Genomic DNA, 21635 nt, shown 5'->3' on the forward strand with positions numbered 1-21635 from the left:
TAGGCGACAGCCTGATAGGTGTCGGCCATAGCTGGCGATTCCTTTCCGGAACGCTAAAAAAGATAGAGTGAAATTCCTTGATATGCACGGGTTGTTGGCTCTTGTTTCAATTTAAGATTGTAAACCAAAGATTTTAGAGGGAATAGGTTGAGAAGTGAAAATTTATTGTTAGTTTAGAAGGAGATTTGTGGGTTATAAGTACGGGCAAGCTTTGAGCGATTCATTTTGGATAGCTTGAAGCCTGGAAAGGTGAATCGCAAGAATTTCGATATCATAAATTTGCACAATTAAATATTACATAATAGTATTATGTTAACAAGTTACTTGTAGCATTCAGATCGAACCCTTACATGTAAGAAATTTAATTCTGGAGACTTCCATTATATAATAAGGAAAAAAGGAGGAAATTATGAAAGCTGTAAAAATACTATCTGCGATAGTAGTAATTCTAGCGGTTATCGGGTTGGGGATTTATCATTTCGGGACAAAAATTGCTTCTGACAAATTGGTGTATGCTGTTTCGCACCAGCTTGAAAGTAGCGGGGAAGGCAAAGAAATTAAAAAAGCTATCGAAATTGACCCGGAACTTAAGAAGTTTGTAGAAGGCGGTAAAAATGTTGATAGGGACACGTTGGCGTTCACAACAAAAGAAGAAGCTACAAAGACACTTATCAGTAAATTTGGCGTCGGCAACTTAAAAGATATACAAACACGAGTACAAAATGGGTCAATTACGAAAGAAGAACTCATGGCTGAAGCGGAGAGCAAGCTGACTGAAGAGGAAATCTTTGCTTTAAAAGTAATCGCTTATAAAGAATTAAATAAGGAATAGACTAGAAAACTCGTCGACGGGCGAGCACCTTTCTTATCTCACAACAAAATCCCTAGCATGGCACTGGGCTTCTTCAATTTTGCAGTTTATCCACTTTTGCACAAAGTGATATTATCATTTATTCCCTGCAGTGCTTTTAATATTCATCAGTACGGTCATAACAAAAAGGATTACATCGACGCTTATAATGCTGGCCCTATCACCATAACAGGTTCAAAAGCTGTTCTTCCAGATTCAATTAAAAGCTGGCCAGACATCATGATCGGCAGGCCAATGTTATACAGCCAAAAATGAAATTTAGCCAATCGGTTTTCACCGATGGATGGGAAAAAGTGTTATTTGAGACCCATTAACGCAAGAGACGTCCATTTCAGCAGGTTTATGTGGGCATGTGCCGGGGGATACGGGAACTTTTGGGAAATGGGCATGAACATACCCATTCCAATGCCTTTTAAAAAATAAACAGCCATTGATATAATAGATGTAACGCCCATGATGCACCTCCTTTTACCTATGCATTATGAGAATGCCGTGCGTAAATATACCTATCATTATGGCGGACTTGAATAATATGAATATAAAAAAAGCGCATGCGCGCTTTTAGTGGATTTGCCGGTATAAACCAATAACTTTCCCCAGAATGGAAACATTCTGTAAAATAATTGGATCCATATTTGAATTTTCCGGCTGTAGCCGTACGAAATCTTTTTCTTTAAAAAATCTCTTGACAGTGGCTTCATCATCTTCTGTCATTGCTACCACAATATCACCGTTATTGGCCGTTTGCTGCTGCTTGACGATTACAAAATCCCCATCCAGTATCCCAGCTTCAATCATACTTTCACCCATGATCTCGAGCATGAAAATCTGTTCGTCATGAGGTGCCATGTTTTCAGGGAGCGGGAAATATTCTTCAATGTTTTCTATCGCAGTAATCGGAAGGCCGGCTGTAACCTTCCCCAGCAAGGGTACATTAATAACTCCGTTTTGAGGAATATTGCTGGCTTCCTCCAAATCAAGAACCTCGATAGCCCGCGGTTTTGTTGGATCCCTCCTGATAAGCCCTTTGCTTTCAAGCCTTGAAAGATGCCCATGTACTGTAGAGCTGGATGCCAGGCCTACGGCTTCCCCAATCTCCCGTACGGAAGGGGGATATCCTTTCTTGCGTACTTCATCCTTAATAAATTCTAAAATATCATACTGCCTTTTAGATAGTTTTGTCATTTCACGCACCCCATCTCAAAATCCTTGGCTTCATTATAGCATGTACAAATAACGTATACAAACATAAGTTCGAATTTAATTATTGACACAAAACAAATGTTCGGTTTATACTCAAATCAGAAAAACGAACAAGTATTCGATTACGGGGGTTTTTTAAGTGAAAACATTATTCCGGAAACACTCTTATACTATTTTGTTATTGGGCGTGGTATTCATTTTTTCATTATTGCTTTCATTAAAATCAGAACAGGAAAACCTGGATAACTACCAATCGGTGAAAGTCGCTTCAGGCGAAACTCTCTGGCAGCTCGCTGAGCGTTATGAAACTGTAAACCTTTCCAGAACAGATTTCATTTCCTGGATAGAGGAACAAAATGATATAAGTGCTGAATCCCTTCAGCCTGGTGACAGGATCTTTATCCCTATTGAGAAAAATGCCGCCATTCATAATCTGGCAAGTGAATAAAAGGATTTGATATACAGATGAAAGCAATCATATACTGCCGGGTTAGCACAGAAAAAGCATCACAGGAAACTTCGCTCTTAAGGCAGGAAGAGGAATTGCGGCAGCTTGCTGAGGAGCTGGGATTTGAAGTAGCTGCAGTAATCAAGGAGCAGGCAAGCGGTTATGAACTAAATAGGGACGGCATTTTTGAAATGCTGGAAATATTAAGAAATAAAGAAGCGAACGCTCTGTTGGTACAGGATGAAACCAGGCTGGGCAGGGGAAATGCAAAAATTGCCCTGTTCCATGTAATCATCAAGGAAGGTGCCAGTATTTATTCTCTTTCACATTCCGGAGAAATCGAGTTATCCGATTCAGACAGTATGGTCCTCAACATCATTGGCCTCGTCGAAGAATACCAAAGGAAGCTCCATAACTTGAAAATCAAAAGAGGCATGCTGCGTGCAGTCGAGAACGGGTACAAGCCTCAAAAAAATCTTGCCAACAGGGGGAACCCGGGCGGCCGGGAACGAAAGGTAATTCCCCTAACGGAGATTGTCCGGCTCAGGGAAAATGGCCTTACCTTCGATGAAATTGCCGCAACTTTAAGAGGGTTTGGTTATGCGGTTTCCAAGGCCACGGTGCACAGAAGATACCTGGAATTTCAAAAAGAGAATCAAGACAGCTGACCGTATAACTTGTTTTTTATTAATATTTTTTATAAGATGGGCAGTATCATCATCACTGAGAAGGAGCGAAAAGATGCTGTCCAAAGAAAAAATTGCCCGTATTAACGAACTGTCGAAGAAGTCTAGGGAAACCGGATTGTCAGAAGAAGAGGCAAAGGAACAAACGAAACTTAGAAGCGAATATTTACAATCTTTTAGAAATTCAATGGCCAATACATTGGAAAGTGTAACAGTGATCGATCCGGAGGGAAACGATGTTACCCCGAAAAAAATAAAGGATATAAGGGATAAGAAGAAACGGCTGCATTAAGGGATTGTAAAATTGTCTGCACACCAAGGAGGGAATGCATAATAAGTATGTATTCTCTTTTTTTGTGAATCATAATAAGCAGACATTTTTATCGATCTTTTGAATAGCTGAAAAAGTGTTTAAACTGCTCGCATGAATGAGCGATTTTAGTTGTCTTTATAAAGAGGGAACTATAATATATAAGAGTGATTATCAAGGAAGGGATGTTTTTGCATGTTAGATAAGATTGATGAACTTTCCATCAGTACCATCCGGACTTTGTCCATTGATGCTATTGAGAAGGCAAAATCCGGCCATCCAGGGATGCCGATGGGTGCTGCTCCGATGGCCTATTCATTATGGACACAGTTTATGAACCATAACCCAAGGAATCCTCAATGGTTTAACAGGGACCGGTTCGTTCTTTCTGCCGGACATGGTTCTATGCTTCTTTACAGTTTGTTGCATTTATCCGGATATGATTTATCTATGGATGACATAAAGAATTTCCGCCAGTGGGGAAGTAAAACTCCGGGCCACCCGGAATTCGGCCATACAGCAGGTGTAGATGCGACCACAGGACCGCTTGGCCAGGGGATTGCGATGGCAGTCGGAATGGCGATGGCAGAGCGGCACTTGGCATCCACTTATAACAGGGATTCCTTTAATGTTGTTGACCATTATACATACAGTATTTGTGGAGACGGAGATTTAATGGAAGGTGTTTCTGCTGAGGCAGCTTCTTTAGCCGCGCATCTCAAGCTTGGAAGATTGGTTGTTTTATATGACTCAAATGATATTTCATTGGACGGCGACCTTGATAAGTCTTTCAGTGAAAGCGTGGAAAATCGTTTCAAAGCTTATGGATGGCAGTATATTCGTGTTAACGACGGCAATGATATGCAGGAAATTTCAAATGCAATTAAAGAGGCCAAGAGTGATGAAGCACATCCCACTTTAATCGAAGTGAAGACGGTGATTGGGTATGGGTCCCCGAACAGGTCAGGAACTTCTTCCGTACATGGCGCCCCGCTTGGCGAAGATGAATTAAAGCTTACGAAAGAAGCTTATAAGTGGACGTTTGAAAGGGATTTCCATGTTCCTGACGAGGTTTACAAACACTTCGAAGAAGCTTGTGTCGAAGCAGGAATGAGTAAAGAGGATGCTTGGAATAACTTATTTGATGAATACAAGAAATCCTATCCGGAGCTTTCCGCGCAGCTTGAAAGCGCAATGAAGGGTGAACTTCCGGTAGGTTGGGATAAAGATATTCCGGTTTATGAAGAAGGAAAGAGCCTTGCTTCACGTGCTTCAAGTGGTGAGGTGTTAAACGCGATCGCGAAGAACCTTCCAAGTTTTATCGGTGGATCTGCGGACCTTGCAGGCTCCAATAATACCATGATCAAAGGGCAAGCTGATTATATGCCAGGTGAATATGAAGGCAGGAACATTTGGTTTGGGGTACGTGAATTCGCAATGGGTGCCGCATTGAATGGTATGGCTCTGCACGGCGGCATCAAAGTATTCGGAGGAACTTTCTTTGTATTCTCGGATTACCTTCGCCCTGCAATTCGATTGGCCGCATTAATGGGCCTTCCTGTGACATATGTATTTACACATGACAGTATTGCTGTAGGAGAGGACGGGCCTACTCATGAACCAATCGAACAATTGCCGGCATTGCGTGCTATGCCGAAGTTAGGCGTAGTCCGGCCGGCTGATGGAAATGAAGTAGCCGCTGCATGGAAGCTTGCGCTTGAATCAAAGAACCAACCGACTGCTCTTGTTTTGACACGCCAGAATCTGCCAACACTTCCCAGTACGGCGGAGTGGGCGTATGAAGGTGTTTCAAAAGGAGCATACATTGTGTCGCCTGCAGGGAAAGAACAGGCTGATGCTTTGCTTCTTGCAAGTGGTTCAGAAGTGAATCTCGCTGTTGATGCCCAAAAAGCGCTGGCTTCAGAAGGAATTGATGTAGCCGTTGTCAGCATGCCTTCATGGGACCGCTTTGAAGCACAGACAAAAGAATATAAGCAGAGTGTAATCAATCCTTCAGTCAAAAAACGTCTTGCTATTGAAATGGCTGCACCGCTTGGCTGGGACCGTTATACAGGAGATGAAGGCGAGATTCTTGCGATCAACCACTTCGGTGCGTCTGCCCCGGGAGGAAAGATCATGCAGGAATTTGGCTTTACAGTTGATAATGTCGTATCGCGTGTAAAAGCAATGCTTCAAAATTAATAATTAAGATGAAACCTGTCTTTAATTGGACAGGTTTCTTTTTATGAACCTTAGAATTTTTCGATCTGCCTTAAAGAGTTATTATTTTACATACAAATATAAATAGAATATAGTTAAACCTATACAGTATATTCAGAAAATTTCGATTCGACAAAAAAAGAATTAATTTTCACCATCAAACAACATATCTTTCTATTTTTGAAATATATAATAGCAAAAAGGAGTGTTTGGAGGCGGTTGGAATGAGAAATTATCGAATCTACCTGATAGAGGATGAATTTGCTCGCCATTTTTATGGAAGAGAGCGTTTATTTTTCAATTTGTTTTTGGAGTATACTAATTCTTCCGGAAGCCAAAAGGGTATACTGCAAAAACAAATCGAATATATCACTAGGGCTATTCCTGTTGCGGCTTTAAGAAATATATTAGAAAAACTATCAATGCGGAATAAAGATTTTTTATATAAGGATGGGGTATATTACTTAGAAAAAAGAGCAGGAAAAAGCAGAGCTGCCCTTCAACTGGGCAAGGAATTTATTGCCTTGCAGGCAGAGGGGAATTTTGAAGCCGAAACATCTTTTTTTGAATGTATCCGGAAATATGATTCCGGTTTTCTTGCCATCGATCTCGAAAATAATCGATATGGCTGGCTTAAGCCTGTCAAAGAAAGAAAATTTGTGTAAAAAGGCGACATTTTAACCCTCGATATTGTATAATAACCCTTGGTCTAGTACACTGTATGATAGACAACATGATAGGAGGAAATAAATATGTGGGGTTATATTCTAGTCGGTATTTTGGCCTTATTAGCCGGAATAGCACTAGGATTTTTCATTGCTCGCCGTTATATGATGAGCTACCTAAAGAAAAATCCGCCAATTAATGAGCAGATGTTAAAAATGATGATGATGCAAATGGGTATGAAGCCGTCCCAGAAGAAGATCAACCAAATGATGAGCGCAATGAACAAGGGTATGAAGTAATAAAACCTTGTCCTATAAGGGTTTGTCAAAGGTTGAAAGCAATTTTTAACGTAGAACTTATCCAGTTGGGAAACAACATTAGTTAATCCTTCTTCGAAATTTCTACTTAAATTGCTTAATCTTTCATTTTCCCGATAAAGTACCGCTTTTTCCGATGAAAAATTCACTGGAAAGGGTGGTATTTTTTTTGTGCTATTAGAAGATGCACTAGAAGAGTATTTTTACCACTGTAAGGACAAGGGTTTTACTCAGAAGACAATGAAAAATAAACGTCAAGAATTTAAAGCAGATCAAACAATTCATTCAGGAAAAATAAGTAGGGTTATTCCTTTGGAACGCTTTTAAATAAATTTCAGGAGAAGTATTTTGAGAAGCTTCATGAGCTTGGATTTAGTTTGTCATCGTTAGTTGCATATCTATATTGAAAGATTTGAATAGTATTAATACAGTACTTCGTATATTTTATTCAGAAAATACCCATGAGTTCCGGCAATGTACGGTGGATGAAGCAAATGGACATAGAAGCTACAGCTATGTATTCATCGGTTTGTCAATATAAAAATAAAAACTGCCTATCCTAAAGGATAGACAGCCTGTCGTTACAGCAAATAGAGTCTTTCTCAATAGATCTCTTTCTTGACGACCTCCTGCGCAGAGTTATCAAGTAGTCATCTAATTTAAATTTCCCTTTCACGTTATAACGACTATTAAAGCATATTCCTCTTTACAAATTTTGTAAAGTTAAAAATATCGATATAATCAAAAATACCCAGTGAAAATAATCCACTTGGTAAAGAAGAGGAATAGGTCTTAAAATGAGAAAAGCCGTGTCGAAAATTAATATCCGTATTTTTCGCTATTGTATTCATCTGAATTTTTACTCGGACAAAAGTGTCCATATGCCTTCCGACTTTAAGGCGGAAGCCTATGAGATGATAACGCAAAATTATGTTTTCTAAATCACTCCCAAAAATTGGGGTGTGAATTTTTGGTAAAAAGGTAAACCGAGGACTCTCACTTAAACGGGGAGTCCGATTTAAAAACGGAGTCGGAGTTAAACTATTTGTCCGAACGTTCACCTATAACGGGGAAAAGGACGGACACTTTAACTGTCAGTCAGATTTTCAAAATGAAGTTCTGAATGTTCAATATCCATGTACATTATAAAGATTCGGCTGAATTTAGAAAGATACACGAATAAGTAATTTTAAATGTATTGATATTATTGAATTCCTTGGCGGTGAGATCACAGGGCTAAAGTAACGGGATTTTTGCACAGACACACGTTTGCGATCATATTACTTATTGTCATATGGTCATTAACCGTTATTTACACAATGATTAAGCAAAAAGACCATCCAATCTGGAAGGATTGAACGGTCAATTAGAAATAGCTCTTTAGGGGGTGTCACTTCTCTATTTAAATTATAACAAATATTTAGGACTACTGAAAAATATTCCGTGACCCAACAAATATTATAGAGCCTATTTTTTAATCCAATCCCACGCCTCATTCTCTTGGCCTTTGTTAAAATGCCTCGCCTTGATTCCAGGCAAATGAGTCCCTGCTTCAGCCAATTCCTCTATCCATTTCTTATCACTTATTACTGCGAATTTGTTGAACTGTTTCCAGCGTTTTACATCAAATTTCACACCATTGACAATCCCTTTTGCTGTCATCCCATCGATGTCATGCATGATTGCAAGGAAATTGAATTTTTCATTTTCCTCAAAGTTGTTTTGAACGTAACGGTCAAGATTCTGAGCGTCTTCTTTTGTAGCCTTCCCAGCAAATTCGATGGCTATGGTTGATTTGTCTTTACTCGGGAAAATAGATAGCAATCGAAAAACCTCCCTTATTCATGTTGTTTGTTGAATTCCCCTGGAGTCCTGTTATGAAACTAATTCTCCATGAAACAAGGATTTTCGATAAAATATGACGAATTAAGTTACAATAATAACAATGGTCGAAAGGGGGGGCAAAATATGGCAGGTATGAAAGAGGGCATTAATTACAAAAACCTGATACCCAGGAAGAATGGGTTTGTTTTTAAATATATCAAAAAAGATAATGATTTCGTCCATACATTCATTGAAGGAGATTTCCTTGATAAGGTCGGCATTAACCCCTTGGAGGTAATCGGCCATACCCTGTATGAATTTCTTCCTGAAGACCAAGCGAAACAAAAACAGATGTTTTACGAAATAGCATGGAATGGAGAAACGGTGAATTACGAAGGGAGCTTAAATGGCTCGTATTACGTAGCTTCCTTGACACCGTCGATACGGAATTCTTGCACCGTTGAAGTGAACGGCACTGCAATCGACATTACTACTGAAAAGAAACATGAAATGAAGGTTCGTAAAATGGAAAAGCTCTCCATGGTAGGTGAACTTGCAGCCGGTATTGCTCATGAAATCAGAAATCCTTTAACCTCTATAACAGGTTTTGCACAAATTATAAAAGAAAATGCAAATGATGCCCTCACAAAAGAGTATCTGGAAATAATGCTGAATGAGTTAGACCGGATCAATAAAATAGTAAATGAATTCATGTTTCTTGCAAAACCAAATGATACAACTGAATTTAAAGAAACTGATATAAAAGAATTAATTCTACATGTGATTAAATTAATGGAACCGCAAACAAATATTAATAGTATCAAAGTGAATGCCAAACTGGAATCTTCCATCATTGCTGTATGTGATCCAAACCAGTTAAAACAAGTGTTGATTAACCTTATTCAAAATGCAATTGAAGCGACGTTAGAAAGGAATAAAAACATTAACATTGTACTAAAATCCGGGAAGGAAGAGAATTATATCATTCAAATCGTTGATAATGGTTCTGGGATTACAGAAGAGAGGCAAAAAACACTTTTTGAACCATTTTACACAACAAAAGAAAAGGGAACCGGGCTCGGATTGATGATTTGCAGGCGTATCATTGAAAACCACCATGGAACAATCAATGTTAATAGCAGAACAAACCATGGTACGGCTGTAACCGTTACATTGCCGACATACTGTAATGCGGCCAAATTTACTGATAAAATCTGAAGAGGACTATCCCAATATAAGATAGGATAAATTGTGCCTATCTTTTTTTTATTTTAAAAATCTTGAAACTTTATATTTAGAAGTAGGAATAAAACTGAATGGCCAAGGTTATTAAAAGTTACCTGAGGAGGTTGCTGCAGTATGAGGATTTGAAGAAATTCGGTGTATTGATCTTCTTCCAATTTCAGAACCTGTATCATGCGCCGTAATCTTTTTCAAGGGGAGATATCCATCTTTATAAAAGATTTATTGTACTGATTAAGCAGCTGGTCTAATTCCTGGCTGTATTGCAAGGTTATGTTTGAATTTAAACCGTTCTTGGAAACAATATGGAACAGTTCAATTCTCTTTTTTTCAATCAGAGCGAGAAATTCTGTCTTCGTCTCGATTATGGTCCTTTCTTTGCAACATCTCCATATTATTATAAAGAATGTATTGTTTTTGAAAAAATGTATGAATGTTACAATTATAAGCTGTCATGGAAATTAATTCAAACAGTTCGTTCTGATTCTTGTAACTAAATTGTCGAAATATGAACATTTTTTATCTGTATGAATAGGGGAATCTTACGAAATTGTCACAAATCATAGCATATCTTTTTTAAATTTGATTTGTTAGAATGATGTTAGATTGTAGAACTGGGAGTTGTCGCACTTGAATGATGTAAACGTGTTGCTTGCTTTAGGAGCAGGTTTTTTAAGTTTCATTTCCCCATGTTGTTTACCGCTCTATCCGGCTTTCTTATCGTATATAACGGGGATGAGCGTCGGGGAAATTAAATCGGAAAATGCCATGCTTCAAAGACGGAGTTTATTGCATACATTGTTTTTTCTTCTTGGATTTTCGATTATTTTCATTGCACTGGGATTCAGTGCATCACTGTTAGGACGTTTTTTTGACCAATATCAGGATCTAATCAGACAATTGGGTGCCATTATTATTATATTTTTCGGATTAATCGTGGTTGGGGTGTTCCAGCCAAAATTTTTAATGAAGGATACCCGTTTTGAATTTAAGAACAGACCCGGCGGTTATTTTGGATCGGTTTTAATCGGACTGGCATTTGCTGCGGGATGGACACCATGTACCGGACCGATTCTTTCTGCAGTTTTTGTTATGGCCGGGACAAATCCGGGATCTTCCATTGCATACATGGTCGCTTATATTTTAGGTTTTGCCATCCCGTTTTTTATTCTTTCCCTCTTTTTAGGCAGATTGAAATGGATCAAGAAATACAGCAATCTAATCGTAAAAGTTGGCGGTTATTTGATGATTGTTATGGGGTTAGTCTTGTTCTTCGACTGGATGACCAAGATCATTATTGTGTTCTCGAACCTGTTTGGCGGATTTACCGGTTTTTGATTGAGAAACCCTAAATCGATGCATAGGAAGGTATTTAGTAATAGAAAATCATTTGAATTTAATACCAAAATCCTATATATTTAAAACATTGCGATTATTTTTTGTGGGTAAGAAAATCCATATTTTTAAGTTTGATAGAAAGATTGTCTGTTAGCGATGCGAGGAGGATTCTTCAGATGGCCAGAATACTGATAGTCGATGATGCAAAATTTATGAGATTGACCCTTTCGAACATTTTGAAAAAGGCAGATCATGATGTAGTTGGAGAAGGGGAAAACGGAAAAGAAGCGATCGAAATGTTCCGTGCACTACATCCCGACTTAGTGACGATGGATATAACAATGCCTGTAATGAGCGGTCTCGATGCAGTTAAGGAAATCAAACAAGAATTCCCGGAGGCAAAAGTAGTGATGTGTTCTGCCATGGGCCAGCAAAAAATGGTTGTAGAATCGATTGAAGCCGGTGCAAAGGATTTTATTATAAAGCCATTTGATGAAAACCGCGTATTGGAAGCGATAAATAGGGTGTTGGATGTAACCGTTTAGATATCTAAACGGTTTTATATTTGAAAAGGCTTCTTTACGTTTTATTTATCCAGCCAATATTATATAATAGGTTATAACTCTACCTTCTTTAATTAAAGGAATGATTATTGGTGTTTTATCTATCTTCAGCGTTTGCGATTTTAATGGCAATATTCGCGCTATTTATCAGAATGAAAGCGGCTAAACGGCCTGTGAATGCAAAAAAAATTATCCTGCCCCCTGTTTTTATGAGTACTGGGGCCTTGATGTTCCTATTTCCAGTCTTCCGGGTAACAGCAATGGAAGTACTGGAAGCCGTTACGGTTGGTTTGCTCTTTTCGATGCTACTAATAAAAACCTCAAATTTTGAAGTAAAGGACAATGAAATTTTCCTAAAGCGTTCAAAGGCTTTTGCGTTTATATTAATCGGTCTATTGATCGTAAGGATTGTAGCCAAATTGATATTAAGCGCATCTATTGACCTTGGAGAATTAAGCGGTATGTTTTTCTTATTGGCATTCGCAATGATTGTTCCTTGGCGTGTCTCCATGCTCCTTCAATATCGCAAACTAAAACAGGGTTTCAGGTGATGCTGGCTGTAAATAGGTATACTGTTGATTCTCCGTTTTTTCGGAGTTTTTTTATTAAGGACTGACACAATGATTCTTTGAGACAAGTAACTTTTTTCTGAAAATTGACTTTTTAAATCTTAATAAAGCTGAAACTAGAAAACATTAATAAACACTTAAAAAATGGACCAATAAGGAAATTTTTTAATCACATGATTTATGAAGACCCCGGTTTCTCGTATATTAACAAAGACACGGAAAGTGGAAAAAGATAAACATTAACCAACACCATAAATAAGGGCCGGCTATAGCCAGCCCTTTTGATCTTTTCCATTGTTAAGGGATTCTCGGTAAACCGATCGAGGAAGGGTGCTGTTTGTCATGCAGGATTGAAACGGTTCCCCTGTTTGATCCCCCAGCTGCGGTAGAGTAGGGTCGAATGCGGAAAGTCGCTTGGTGGCTAATGGCAATCCTTAGATTATGATAAATATCAACAAATACAATATTTTAAATCTATCATTTCCCCTATATTTCTTTTTTTTGAATAGGGTATAAGTGGTGTTTCTTTTTTGGGGAAGGATTTCAACATAGGTCTCATAGAGCCTGGGAGAATAAAAATCAGTGAAAAAGCAATTCGTGGGGATATGTCAGAAAACTAGCCAGCACTCTAGAATATCCTTGCGGAAGACAAAGGTGTAGTTTTAACAAAAAAAGGGAGAAGAGCCCTCCCTTTTTTGCTTACCTATAGAAGACTTTGTCGACATTATATTTCGATTTAAGCTGATTAATGATGTAGGTTTCATAAATTTCTCTGTCGACAGGATCGTCAACATAGCAGATATCAATGGTATAAACCTCATCCCTATGTGATTTAATCGGGGATACATTATCTTCAAAATGTTTCTTGATTCTTTGCCTTAACTTTCTGGCCTTGCCGACGAACAACAGCTCATCGTTGATATTATAAAACATAAAGATTCCTCCTTTATCCCGGGGAATCAAATGAAAATCAATAAATCCGTTAATACTGGGGATTTCTGGCTCGTTTCCGCTTCGTGCCTGTTCCCGTTGTGTTATCGAAAGATCCGGTGTAGGTATTTCGATTTTGATCATGCCAATCACTTCCTTACGCAGCTATAAAGGTAAATGGTACCATATCATGCAGGGAAAATCTATAGTATAGATCTAATAAGTTTCTTAAGAAGTCCGCTTTCAAATTTAACCTTGTTTATTTTTGGCTCTTTGACGGGAAACACAGGTATAATCTGAATGAGCCAAAATACATTGGCGACGCTTTAATTCATAAATTCAACTTAAAAAGCAAAAGGGAATCTTTATAACATTAACTATTATTTTTACAAATTGGGATTATTATCAGGAACTTTTACATCTTGCCCTGGGTTTGTGGAATTTACAGAAAGTGACGGGTCGCCTCCATCAACAAATGCGGATGGATCTTTTCCTTTGTTAAATTGAGCTCTTTTTATTTCTGTTCCTAGTGTCTGTTGATAGGTAACCGGCTGTTTATCTTTTGTCATTTACGACACCTCCGGTTATTATAGTGCGCTGGTTCATGGGGATTTATGAACGCTCATTTTAGTGAATTCGATAATAGAAAGGTTAAAAACTAAGGAAGTGATTTTGGGTGAAAGACGGTCAAAAGAAAATATTCAAAAACTGAGGGTTAAAATGCTATGATTTTTGGCTTATATGTTAGAATGTAACTGATTAAAAATTAAGGAGATGTTATAATGGCTAAAACAGGATACATAGAGTTGACAGATGGAAGTAAAATCAACTTTGAATTATACTCGGAGGAAGCTCCTGGCACGGTGGCAAACTTTGAAAAATTGGCGAAAGAGGGCTTCTATGACGGACTTAATTTTCACAGGGTGATTCCTGGATTCGTAAGCCAAGGCGGCTGCCCGAACAAGAACGGTACAGGAGGTCCTGGCTACACAATCAAATGTGAAACAGAGGGTAACCCGCACAAGCATGTAGCAGGATCTTTATCAATGGCCCATGCCGGAAAAGATACCGGGGGCAGCCAATTTTTTATCGTTCATGAACCTCAGCCGCATCTTAATGGCGTGCATACTGTTTTTGGCAAGGTTACTGAAGGGCTGGAACACGCTCTAAACATGAGGCAAGGTGCAGGGATCAACACAATTGTAGTATCCGGGTAATACTTGGGGAGAGCTAATTCAGCTCTCCCTTTTTCAATGGACAGCTCCACTGCCATCAGTGGGATAACGACAACGAATTAACAAGAACAATTATACAGCTCGTTTTTTGGGTAGGCTTTTTCTTGAATATGTAAATTTAGGGCAGAATAAGAAACGCTTCTATAGTCTATAATTGTATATGATCAGCAGAAGTAACCCGCAAGGCAAAAGCAGGCATCTTTTCTGGTTTGGGAATAGCGGCAGGCACCGTTATGCACACCCTCATGGCGGCATTCGGCCTGTCTATGATATAAAGGGAATCCGCTCTCTTATTTTATTTGATAAAGTTTATCGGGGCTTTTTATTTTGCTTATTTAGGCATCAAATTGTTGTTGGCCAAAACGTATGTATGAGAGCAACAACATTTACAGCAGTTAAGCAATAAAAAAATATTCTTCCAGGAATGTTCACGAATATTACAAATCCAAAAGTCTCTTTGTTTTGCCTGGCATTTATCCTCAATTTATTAACACAGGTACCGGTGAAGCCAGTCCAATTCCATTTATGATCCTGGGGCTTCCATTTACCTTCAGAGGTGGGTCTGATGTCTGATTACTGCATCTTTTGCTTCGTTTGCCACCAAGAAGCTAATAGGCAATTTGAAATGGTGTTAAAGAAACTTACAGGTGCAGTTTTTATAGCAATGGATGTGAAGTTATTCAATATAAAAGAAGCCCAGTAAAAAGTGGTATCGTTTCGATAATTCGACTAACATATAAAAAGAATTAAGATGTCATCAACGTCTATCTATGGATAGGCGTTTTTATATCCCGGAATTTGCAAGGTGAAAAATTCCTGTTCCTGAAATACCCAATTATGTGGTAAGATGGATCAGGACTAATTTCCTAGTTTTTTTATACATCCCTTTCGGGGGTTTTTTTATGTATCATTATCCAGACACATATATTATAGAAAGCCAGTATCTTTCGTTGTCTTTCATTTTTTACTGGTATATGGGGGAACATTCATGTTGAGGTTAGGGAAAATCTTATTGGGTATGTCTTTATTATTCGGCGCAGCCGTTCCTCATGCGGGGGCAAAGGCTAATGTTGCGCAGCCGTCTATTACAGGTGAATTTGGCGTTGCAATCGACGCTGTAACCGGTGAAATTCTTTATAACAAAAACGCAATGAAGCAAGGATACCCGGCAAGCATGACGAAAGTGTTATCGGCCATTATTTTAGCTGAGAATTTAAAAGATGGAGAAGTGGTTACGGCTTCGGCTGATGCGGTTAGTCAAGACCCAAGCAACCAGGTATTCCTGCTGAAAAAGGGAGAACAATTATCGAAGGAAGATGCCTTAAAAGCGATGATGATCAAAAGTTCAAATGATGTCACATACGCGGTTGCTGAAAAAATAGCCGGCAATACACAGGCCTTTGCAAAACTGATGAACAAAAAAGCAAAAGACATAGGAGCAGTCCATAGCAATTTCGTAACACCGAATGGCCTGCATGACGACAGGCATGTCACAACCCCTTATGATTTAGCACTTATTGCTAAAGAGGCAATGAAAGTACCCAGTGTTCTAAAAGCAATGGGCACAAAGGAAGACGTCATCCGCACGAATAAACGCAAAGTGAGAATCGTTAACAATAGCAAGATTCATGATAATCCGCTTGCATTAGGCGGAAAAACCGGATACACCCGAAAAGCGCAAAATACGCTTGTGGAAATAATGGAAAAAGATGGAAAGACCGTAATTGCAGTTGTAATGAAAACCACTTTAGCCCAAGAGTATAACGACATTCGCATTATGGGGAATTTTGCCTTTAACAAATTGAATGTAAAGCCGATTGTGAAAACAAATCAAGCTGTGGATTCGATGAATTTGCAAGGAAAAGATGTGTCCTTATTGGCAACACAGGATTATTCGCTCACCTTCAAAAAGGGCGAACAGCCAGGATATAAAACAGAAATTGAAACATTTGGGCTTCAAAATGGATGTAAAGCTGGAGAAATCATAGGGAATCTAAATGTGATTTACGAAGGAAAGGTCATCAAACAAATTCCACTCAAATCGGATAAGGATGTCATGGTTCCGATGAAGAAAGAAGCAACCAAGAAAGAGAAGGACCAAACTAATGCCAGCGGCATAGTCATATACAGTGCGGGAATTCCTGTTGCCCTATATATTGGTTTGCTTATTTTAAGAAACCTGCGACAGAGACAATATATAAAATAATCTTCGGTCCGCGTTTAGATGGTTAAGAGTTAAGAGCCAGGGGGATACTCCCTGGCTTTTCATTTTGATCGTTTACACTTTGTGGTATTTAATAAAAATACCAACAATATTTTTAAGCGGAAAACGGCCAAAAGGCCTTCAAAGTGCGCTATGCAATGACATAAAATCTCTATAGAAAGACTATTTTCGTGTATTCCATTTTTCTTTTCACAGAAACGGGAGGTCAATGCAATCGTTCAAGGACTTGCTGGACATTTGTATAGGTACGCAGATCATCAATATTGATTCCTAATTGAATGGCTGTTTGGGCAAGAGCAGGCCTTATACCTGTGATGACAGGTTCAATCCCCAACAGTTTTAGAATATCCCGTATCTGAAAAAAATGCTGGGCCACAAATGTATCAAAAATGTGGATTCCCGAAAAATCGATGATAAGCAAATCGATTTCCATCTGCGATACTTTCGGAATTACTGTATTTGTGATATAAGTGGCACGGCTTTCACTGAAATCACCAATCAGAGGCAAAACGGCAACCCCTTTCTTTATCGGCACAATCGGCGCTGTTAGTTCCAAAATCTCCATTTCACGTGCCTGGATGGAGGATTGAAGGTTCTCATTAAACCTTTTCGTCGTATTGCGCATGACCATGTCGAAAATAATTACCACTTTATCATAAACCTCGTAAATTTTCTCTGTTTCCATTTCCTCTGAGAGGCATCTATCCCGGATTTCTTTCAGCATGGTTATCCGAAAGTCGCAAAGTAATGCGATCATATCTGTATGCAATATACCTTTCTTAAAAAAATAATTCTCTATATCGTAAACAAAATGCTTGTTATTATTCTCAATCCTCCCAATTAAGCTATTGGAAACCAAGCCGATCAAAGACAGCAAAAGTTGTCTATGATGTTTCAAATCCTCTTGTGGCAACTCTAAATCAAGATTTTCGGCTGCCTTTTCCAAAAGGTTTTCCATCACACTCTCTTTCTCTTGATCCAGACAAGCTGCAACATTTTGTAATGCATAGTCCATAGGCCTCACCTCACCAGTCTAATTGTTTATTTAAATATACCCCGGCAGATTGCCTAAAAAACTTGAGATTATATCAGGCGGTGGAGCATACTGACATAGAGTTAGGGTCTTGTTTGCAATCCAAAAACCTTCTATAATTTTTATTGATGATATGACAGAGTGAATAGAGGATCGGGTACCACTTTGGCCAACTGGCCTTTAGTGAAGGGAAGACTATTTATGGTAGAAGTAAAATCGGTAAAAATCGATGGTGAAAGTATTTACGTGTTTAATAGTGCCATTTATATTGTAGATTCAAGCACTGGATATACATTGGAATTGGATTTAATTGTCAGCGAAATAGTGGAAAGAAAATATGGTGAGGAAGAAAATCTTATTTTGGAAATAGAGTTACTGGATGGGCAAACGATCAATACAATAATGCATGTACAAAGATTGTCCGGGGGATTGCCCAAGCTTAATTTATATTGCGATCTCAATGACATCGGGGAATACCAAAACTTCCAAGTATTCAGCGAAAATAATATCTCATTCCCTCAAATAGAAGAAGGCGTGTCAATAGAGGATATCAGAAAAATTGAAATGCCTAATGAACAGGTTCGTTTAAAACTAACATTGCCAATCGACCAGGCAGAATGGATAAAAAAACAAAAACAAGGCGATTTAAACGAAATCATCAGGGAAGCTATATCTGAATATTGGAAAAAGCGGGCGTCCGACTAACTTCGGGTGCTATTTTTTTACATTGGACAATTTACTGGGACTTTACCGGTGTTTAAAAACACAATTGTATTATCTGAAAATTTAAAATATAATGGTAATTGTATTACAAGCAGGAAAAAATTTTGAAATAAGGAAGGGAGTAATGAACCTGTATAAAATCCACTATTTTACTATTTATTGAAAGCGCTTTCAAATTTAATAAAAGGGGGAAAAAGTTATGAATTTGTTTGAAGGTTTAGAACGAAACGCAATGTACAATGGTCAAAAACCAGCAATCCTTTTTAATGAGAGGGTGCATACTTATGCAGAATTCAACCGGGAAGCGAATCGAATTGCTAATGCCTTAATTAGTTTTGGCATTAAAAAAGGCGATAAAGTTGCCATCATGATGAAAAATTCCGATCAGTTTCCTTTTATTTATTATGGAATCTTGAAAGCAGGCGGGGTTGTGGTTCCTGTCAATTTCCGCTTGACGTCCAATGAAGTGAGCTATGTTTTACATGATTCCGATTCGATGATTGTATTTGCTGATGACGATCTATCAGAAACGATTAAAAAAGCGGCTGAAGGAAACGATAAGGTCCGTTTGCAAGTGATGGTTGGTGCCACTAAAAAAGAAGATCAAATACTATTATCTGAGTTTCGCAGCTCTTCCACAGGAAACCCAGAAATTGGTGTTTTAGAATCACATGATGCAGAAATTCTCTATACATCCGGCACTACGGGATTGCCGAAAGGAGTAGTACTTGACCATCATCGCATTCTCCACGTCGCATTCTCCACAATTATGACGATGAAAATCGACCCCCAGGATCATTTGTTGCATATTGCTCCCTTATTCCATTCAGCCCAACTTAATTTATTTATGGTCACGGGAACAATGCTCGGTTGTACACAAGTGGTGCATCAAGAGTTTAACACGGTACAAGCCCTAACAGATATTGACCGTTATAAAATAAGTCTGTTCTTTGCCGTCCCGACGATGTATAACTTTTTGCTTCAGGTCCCGAATAGGGACCAATACGATTTATCAAGCGTAACGCGATGTGGATACGGAGCTGCTCCAATGCCGGTTGCCTTATTACAGCAATCGATGGCAATGTTTGGCACCGAACAATTTTATAATATGTGCGGCTTAACTGAAGGCGGTCCCGGTGGAGTGTTTTTATTGCCGGAAGAACATAAAACAAAGCTGGGTGCCAGCGGCAGGGCCTCTCATTTAACACATGCAAGAGTTGTTGACGAAAACGGTAAAGATATACAGCCTGGTGAAGTAGGAGAATTTATCATTCGCAGTGAAACCATCATGAAGGAATACTATAAAAAGCCAGAAGAAACGAAAAAAGCCCTAAAGAATGGATGGCTCTATACAGGTGACCTGGCTACAATTGATGGAGATGGATATATAACGCTGGTGGACCGTAAAAAAGACATGATCATTTCCGGTGGAGAAAATGTCTACTCGACTGAAGTCGAGCAGGTCCTATATAAACATCCAGATATTCTTGAAGTCGCCGTCATAGGCATTCCCCATGAGGTTTGGGGGGAAACGGTTGCAGCTGTTTTTGTACCAAAACCAGGGAAAGAGATCAATCTTGAAGGATTGCAGCAATTTTGCCGCCTGGAACTTGCCGGTTACAAAATACCGAGGGTTTTATATGAAATGGACCAACTGCCCAGAAATGCTTCGGGAAAGGTATTGAAGTATCGGTTGCGCGAGGAATATCAGGGGATTGCTGTAAAGTAGGATAATCAAGGCAATTGACTGTCATTTGAGTAGGCTAGTACAGATTAAGATATAATCTTTCCTATTTTGTATTGCTTTCACTTCCATTTACTGTTACGATAAAAAAGAATTATTTTTGTTCGGTGTAAAGGATAGTATTAGTATTGGACTTTTCGTCTTGATGATCACTTTGGGCAAGGATAGTAATAATTGGGTGCGTTATGCACTAGGAGGCAACAAATATGGAACAAGGTACAGTTAAATGGTTTAATGCAGAAAAAGGTTTCGGATTTATCGAACGTGAAGGTGGAGACGATGTTTTCGTTCATTTCTCTGCAATTCAAACTGAAGGTTTCAGATCATTAGACGAAGGCCAAAAAGTAACATTTGACGTTGAGCAAGGTGCTCGTGGACCTCAAGCTGCAAACGTTCAAAAAGCGTAATATATTTTTAAACCAGACAGGTCCTTTTATAAAGGATCTGTTTTTTATTATTTGTTTACTTAAAGTGAAAATGTTCCACTTGATTTCTTCGGTGGTTGATAAATCCTCCAACACCTCTTGTATTGTCTCATACAACCCAACCACATGGAGTCAATTCCGTTGTTAAAGCGGCTTAAACACCGATTCCCTTCTTACTGATGGTCTGATTGATTTATTCGTTAATTAGGGCTAATAGCATTAAGTATTAACATAGATAGTTTTAAAAACGAATGTTATAATATTTCTACTTTACAATTCTAAGGAGTATTTATGAATAAGTCTCATATCAAGCAAATGCAGGAGGAACTAACTGAACTTAGGAATCAACTTAACGAATTGGAACAACTAATCAAAGATATGTCAGTACCTGTCATACCTTCAATCATTCCGGAGACCTTTTTGCTGCCTATTACAGGCAAATTGGAACCGGAGAGATTTGAACTTATCATTTCACAGATATCGGAAAAAGTGTATTCTGAAGAAATTAACACCATTATCATTGATTTTAGTGCGATTGCTAAAAAAGAAATCGGTGACCTCGATTTATTCGGATACTATATTAACAAGTTAAATTCAATACTCCAATTATTAGGTGTGGAAGTTCTTTATGTAGGGTTTACACCCATTGTATCCCAAGAGTTAGTGCGTTCAGGATTGCTGTTTATTGACGCCAAAACATTCTTAACCTTTAGGTCTGCTCTTGATCATCTTATGAAGAAAAAGGGATTGAAATTAATACACGAGTCAGCTACTTAATGCTTTTTTCTAAAAAGCAAGTTCCTGCTACTTTGTCTTAATGTGTGCTTAATAGATATCTCTTAACTTTTATTATTGAAGAGGATGTCTATGTTCTCTAAGCGATGAGTCCGTAATGGCTGGAAGTTCGGGAAGGAAAGCATCACTACTTTGAAAAACAATTTACAACCATCCTAACTAAAAATGAACTCTCCTGCCATTTACGGAAGGTTTTGGTTTAGGGATGCCGAAGTGTCTTACTGAATTGATGGGCAAAGCAGTGTGGTGTATTGTATAAAAACAATAAC

At 38.5% G+C, this 21635-nt stretch carries 25 protein-coding genes; 18 read left to right on the forward strand and 7 right to left on the reverse strand.

Going from position 1 to position 21635, the window contains the following annotated elements; translation table 11 throughout:
* Window positions 1–409 precede the first annotated feature (409 nt).
* The gene (locus D0466_RS18595) at window positions 410–832 is read left to right on the forward strand and encodes a hypothetical protein (protein WP_117324030.1); all 423 of its coding nucleotides are present in this window, start codon (window positions 410–412) and stop codon (window positions 830–832) included.
* A gap of 335 nt (window positions 833–1167) precedes the next feature.
* Here the strand turns inward: D0466_RS18595 and D0466_RS22340 are convergent, their stop codons facing one another.
* Window positions 1168–1326 (reverse strand): hypothetical protein, encoded by a 159-nt coding sequence (locus tag D0466_RS22340; RefSeq protein WP_158555946.1) that lies wholly within the window; start codon window positions 1324–1326, stop codon window positions 1168–1170.
* Between the two features lie 106 nt (window positions 1327–1432).
* Window positions 1433–2056 (reverse strand): transcriptional repressor LexA, encoded by a 624-nt coding sequence (lexA, locus tag D0466_RS18605; protein WP_117324032.1) that lies wholly within the window; start codon window positions 2054–2056, stop codon window positions 1433–1435.
* A gap of 157 nt (window positions 2057–2213) precedes the next feature.
* On the opposite strand from lexA, the gene yneA reads away from it, so the two are divergent.
* The 7 genes from yneA (at window position 2214) to D0466_RS23095 (ending at window position 7048) form a co-directional block, all read left to right on the forward strand.
* Window positions 2214–2522 carry a cell division suppressor protein YneA gene (gene yneA, locus D0466_RS18610; RefSeq protein WP_117324033.1) on the forward strand — a complete coding sequence of 103 codons (309 nt, stop codon included), beginning with the start codon at window positions 2214–2216 and terminating at the stop codon, window positions 2520–2522.
* A 17-nt stretch (window positions 2523–2539) separates the two neighbouring features.
* On the forward strand, window positions 2540–3190 hold the full coding sequence (locus D0466_RS18615) for a YneB family resolvase-like protein (RefSeq protein ID WP_117324034.1): 651 nt from the start codon (window positions 2540–2542) through the stop codon (window positions 3188–3190).
* A gap of 73 nt (window positions 3191–3263) precedes the next feature.
* A complete protein-coding gene (locus D0466_RS18620; RefSeq protein WP_117324035.1) occupies window positions 3264–3500 on the forward strand; it encodes a DUF896 domain-containing protein in 237 nt (78 codons plus the stop codon).
* A gap of 213 nt (window positions 3501–3713) precedes the next feature.
* Window positions 3714–5720, forward strand: coding sequence for a transketolase (tkt, locus tag D0466_RS18625; RefSeq protein WP_117324036.1), 2007 nt, complete (start codon window positions 3714–3716; stop codon window positions 5718–5720).
* Between the two features lie 242 nt (window positions 5721–5962).
* Window positions 5963–6403 carry a sporulation inhibitor of replication protein SirA gene (sirA, locus tag D0466_RS18630; RefSeq protein WP_117324037.1) on the forward strand — a complete coding sequence of 147 codons (441 nt, stop codon included), beginning with the start codon at window positions 5963–5965 and terminating at the stop codon, window positions 6401–6403.
* Window positions 6404–6490: 87 nt separating this feature from the next.
* A complete protein-coding gene (locus tag D0466_RS18635) occupies window positions 6491–6703 on the forward strand; it encodes a YneF family protein (protein WP_407675648.1) in 213 nt (70 codons plus the stop codon).
* A gap of 189 nt (window positions 6704–6892) precedes the next feature.
* Window positions 6893–7048, forward strand: coding sequence for a hypothetical protein (locus D0466_RS23095; RefSeq protein WP_233522702.1), 156 nt, complete (start codon window positions 6893–6895; stop codon window positions 7046–7048).
* A gap of 1140 nt (window positions 7049–8188) precedes the next feature.
* Here the strand turns inward: D0466_RS23095 and D0466_RS18645 are convergent.
* On the reverse strand, window positions 8189–8545 hold the full coding sequence (locus tag D0466_RS18645) for a SpoIIAA family protein (protein ID WP_117324039.1): 357 nt from the start codon (window positions 8543–8545) through the stop codon (window positions 8189–8191).
* 144 nt (window positions 8546–8689) lie between these two features.
* On the opposite strand from D0466_RS18645, the gene D0466_RS18650 reads away from it, so the two are divergent.
* Window positions 8690–9763 carry an ATP-binding protein gene (locus tag D0466_RS18650; protein WP_158555947.1) on the forward strand — a complete coding sequence of 358 codons (1074 nt, stop codon included), beginning with the start codon at window positions 8690–8692 and terminating at the stop codon, window positions 9761–9763.
* A 215-nt stretch (window positions 9764–9978) separates the two neighbouring features.
* Here D0466_RS18650 and D0466_RS18655 read toward each other — a convergent pair whose 3' ends face one another.
* Complete coding sequence (locus D0466_RS18655) at window positions 9979–10233, reverse strand: aspartyl-phosphate phosphatase Spo0E family protein (protein ID WP_325048744.1); 255 nt, start codon at window positions 10231–10233, stop codon at window positions 9979–9981.
* A gap of 184 nt (window positions 10234–10417) precedes the next feature.
* Here D0466_RS18655 and D0466_RS18660 point away from each other — a divergent pair, with 184 nt between their 5' ends.
* From D0466_RS18660 to D0466_RS18670, 3 genes are all read left to right on the forward strand, one after another.
* Window positions 10418–11125, forward strand: coding sequence for a cytochrome c biogenesis CcdA family protein (locus D0466_RS18660; protein WP_117324041.1), 708 nt, complete (start codon window positions 10418–10420; stop codon window positions 11123–11125).
* A 176-nt stretch (window positions 11126–11301) separates the two neighbouring features.
* Entirely contained in the window at window positions 11302–11670 is a 369-nt protein-coding gene (locus D0466_RS18665; protein WP_117324042.1) for a response regulator, read from the forward strand.
* A gap of 110 nt (window positions 11671–11780) precedes the next feature.
* Window positions 11781–12239 carry a CcdC family protein gene (locus D0466_RS18670; RefSeq protein ID WP_407675649.1) on the forward strand — a complete coding sequence of 153 codons (459 nt, stop codon included), beginning with the start codon at window positions 11781–11783 and terminating at the stop codon, window positions 12237–12239.
* 717 nt (window positions 12240–12956) lie between these two features.
* Here the strand turns inward: D0466_RS18670 and D0466_RS18675 are convergent.
* Window positions 12957–13331 carry a nucleotide excision repair endonuclease gene (locus tag D0466_RS18675; protein ID WP_117324044.1) on the reverse strand — a complete coding sequence of 125 codons (375 nt, stop codon included), beginning with the start codon at window positions 13329–13331 and terminating at the stop codon, window positions 12957–12959.
* A gap of 242 nt (window positions 13332–13573) precedes the next feature.
* The gene (locus tag D0466_RS18680) at window positions 13574–13756 is read right to left on the reverse strand and encodes a hypothetical protein (RefSeq protein WP_117324045.1); all 183 of its coding nucleotides are present in this window, start codon (window positions 13754–13756) and stop codon (window positions 13574–13576) included.
* Between the two features lie 213 nt (window positions 13757–13969).
* On the opposite strand from D0466_RS18680, the gene D0466_RS18685 reads away from it, so the two are divergent.
* Together D0466_RS18685 and D0466_RS18690 are read left to right on the forward strand one after the other, a co-directional pair.
* Window positions 13970–14404 (forward strand): peptidylprolyl isomerase, encoded by a 435-nt coding sequence (locus D0466_RS18685; RefSeq protein ID WP_117324046.1) that lies wholly within the window; start codon window positions 13970–13972, stop codon window positions 14402–14404.
* Window positions 14405–15410: 1006 nt separating this feature from the next.
* On the forward strand, window positions 15411–16628 hold the full coding sequence (locus D0466_RS18690; RefSeq protein WP_117324047.1) for a D-alanyl-D-alanine carboxypeptidase family protein: 1218 nt from the start codon (window positions 15411–15413) through the stop codon (window positions 16626–16628).
* A 223-nt stretch (window positions 16629–16851) separates the two neighbouring features.
* On the opposite strand, the gene D0466_RS18695 is transcribed toward D0466_RS18690, so the two are convergent.
* Window positions 16852–17661 (reverse strand): STAS domain-containing protein, encoded by an 810-nt coding sequence (locus D0466_RS18695; RefSeq protein WP_117324048.1) that lies wholly within the window; start codon window positions 17659–17661, stop codon window positions 16852–16854.
* Between the two features lie 219 nt (window positions 17662–17880).
* Here D0466_RS18695 and D0466_RS18700 point away from each other — a divergent pair, with 219 nt between their 5' ends.
* From D0466_RS18700 to D0466_RS18715, 4 genes are all read left to right on the forward strand, one after another.
* On the forward strand, window positions 17881–18384 hold the full coding sequence (locus tag D0466_RS18700; RefSeq protein WP_117324049.1) for a hypothetical protein: 504 nt from the start codon (window positions 17881–17883) through the stop codon (window positions 18382–18384).
* A 217-nt stretch (window positions 18385–18601) separates the two neighbouring features.
* Window positions 18602–20131, forward strand: coding sequence for a class I adenylate-forming enzyme family protein (locus D0466_RS18705; RefSeq protein WP_117324050.1), 1530 nt, complete (start codon window positions 18602–18604; stop codon window positions 20129–20131).
* Between the two features lie 221 nt (window positions 20132–20352).
* Window positions 20353–20553, forward strand: coding sequence for a cold-shock protein (locus D0466_RS18710; RefSeq protein WP_117324051.1), 201 nt, complete (start codon window positions 20353–20355; stop codon window positions 20551–20553).
* Between the two features lie 309 nt (window positions 20554–20862).
* Complete coding sequence (locus D0466_RS18715; RefSeq protein WP_117324052.1) at window positions 20863–21348, forward strand: STAS domain-containing protein; 486 nt, start codon at window positions 20863–20865, stop codon at window positions 21346–21348.
* The last annotated feature ends 287 nt before the right edge of the window (window positions 21349–21635 follow it).

The organism is Peribacillus glennii (assembly GCF_003429105.1).
In the GTDB taxonomy this organism is placed as follows: Bacteria; Bacillota; Bacilli; order Bacillales; family DSM-1321; genus Peribacillus; species Peribacillus glennii.

Excerpts from the sequence above, each read along its gene's own strand:
- D0466_RS18595 (WP_117324030.1), top strand. The coding sequence starts at position 410 with ATGAAAGCTGTAAAAATACTATCTGCGATAGTAGTAATTCTAGCGGTT.
- D0466_RS22340 (WP_158555946.1), bottom strand. The coding sequence starts at position 1,326 with ATGGGCGTTACATCTATTATATCAATGGCTGTTTATTTTTTAAAAGGC.
- lexA (WP_117324032.1), bottom strand. The coding sequence starts at position 2,056 with ATGACAAAACTATCTAAAAGGCAGTATGATATTTTAGAATTTATTAAG.
- D0466_RS18615 (WP_117324034.1), top strand. The coding sequence starts at position 2,540 with ATGAAAGCAATCATATACTGCCGGGTTAGCACAGAAAAAGCATCACAG.
- D0466_RS18620 (WP_117324035.1), top strand. The coding sequence starts at position 3,264 with ATGCTGTCCAAAGAAAAAATTGCCCGTATTAACGAACTGTCGAAGAAG.
- tkt (WP_117324036.1), top strand. The coding sequence starts at position 3,714 with ATGTTAGATAAGATTGATGAACTTTCCATCAGTACCATCCGGACTTTG.
- sirA (WP_117324037.1), top strand. The coding sequence starts at position 5,963 with ATGAGAAATTATCGAATCTACCTGATAGAGGATGAATTTGCTCGCCAT.
- D0466_RS18635 (WP_407675648.1), top strand. The coding sequence starts at position 6,491 with ATGTGGGGTTATATTCTAGTCGGTATTTTGGCCTTATTAGCCGGAATA.
- D0466_RS18650 (WP_158555947.1), top strand. The coding sequence starts at position 8,690 with ATGGCAGGTATGAAAGAGGGCATTAATTACAAAAACCTGATACCCAGG.
- D0466_RS18665 (WP_117324042.1), top strand. The coding sequence starts at position 11,302 with ATGGCCAGAATACTGATAGTCGATGATGCAAAATTTATGAGATTGACC.
- D0466_RS18675 (WP_117324044.1), bottom strand. The coding sequence starts at position 13,331 with ATGATCAAAATCGAAATACCTACACCGGATCTTTCGATAACACAACGG.
- D0466_RS18680 (WP_117324045.1), bottom strand. The coding sequence starts at position 13,756 with ATGACAAAAGATAAACAGCCGGTTACCTATCAACAGACACTAGGAACA.
- D0466_RS18685 (WP_117324046.1), top strand. The coding sequence starts at position 13,970 with ATGGCTAAAACAGGATACATAGAGTTGACAGATGGAAGTAAAATCAAC.
- D0466_RS18690 (WP_117324047.1), top strand. The coding sequence starts at position 15,411 with ATGTTGAGGTTAGGGAAAATCTTATTGGGTATGTCTTTATTATTCGGC.
- D0466_RS18695 (WP_117324048.1), bottom strand. The coding sequence starts at position 17,661 with ATGGACTATGCATTACAAAATGTTGCAGCTTGTCTGGATCAAGAGAAA.
- D0466_RS18700 (WP_117324049.1), top strand. The coding sequence starts at position 17,881 with ATGGTAGAAGTAAAATCGGTAAAAATCGATGGTGAAAGTATTTACGTG.
- D0466_RS18705 (WP_117324050.1), top strand. The coding sequence starts at position 18,602 with ATGAATTTGTTTGAAGGTTTAGAACGAAACGCAATGTACAATGGTCAA.
- D0466_RS18710 (WP_117324051.1), top strand. The coding sequence starts at position 20,353 with ATGGAACAAGGTACAGTTAAATGGTTTAATGCAGAAAAAGGTTTCGGA.
- D0466_RS18715 (WP_117324052.1), top strand. The coding sequence starts at position 20,863 with ATGAATAAGTCTCATATCAAGCAAATGCAGGAGGAACTAACTGAACTT.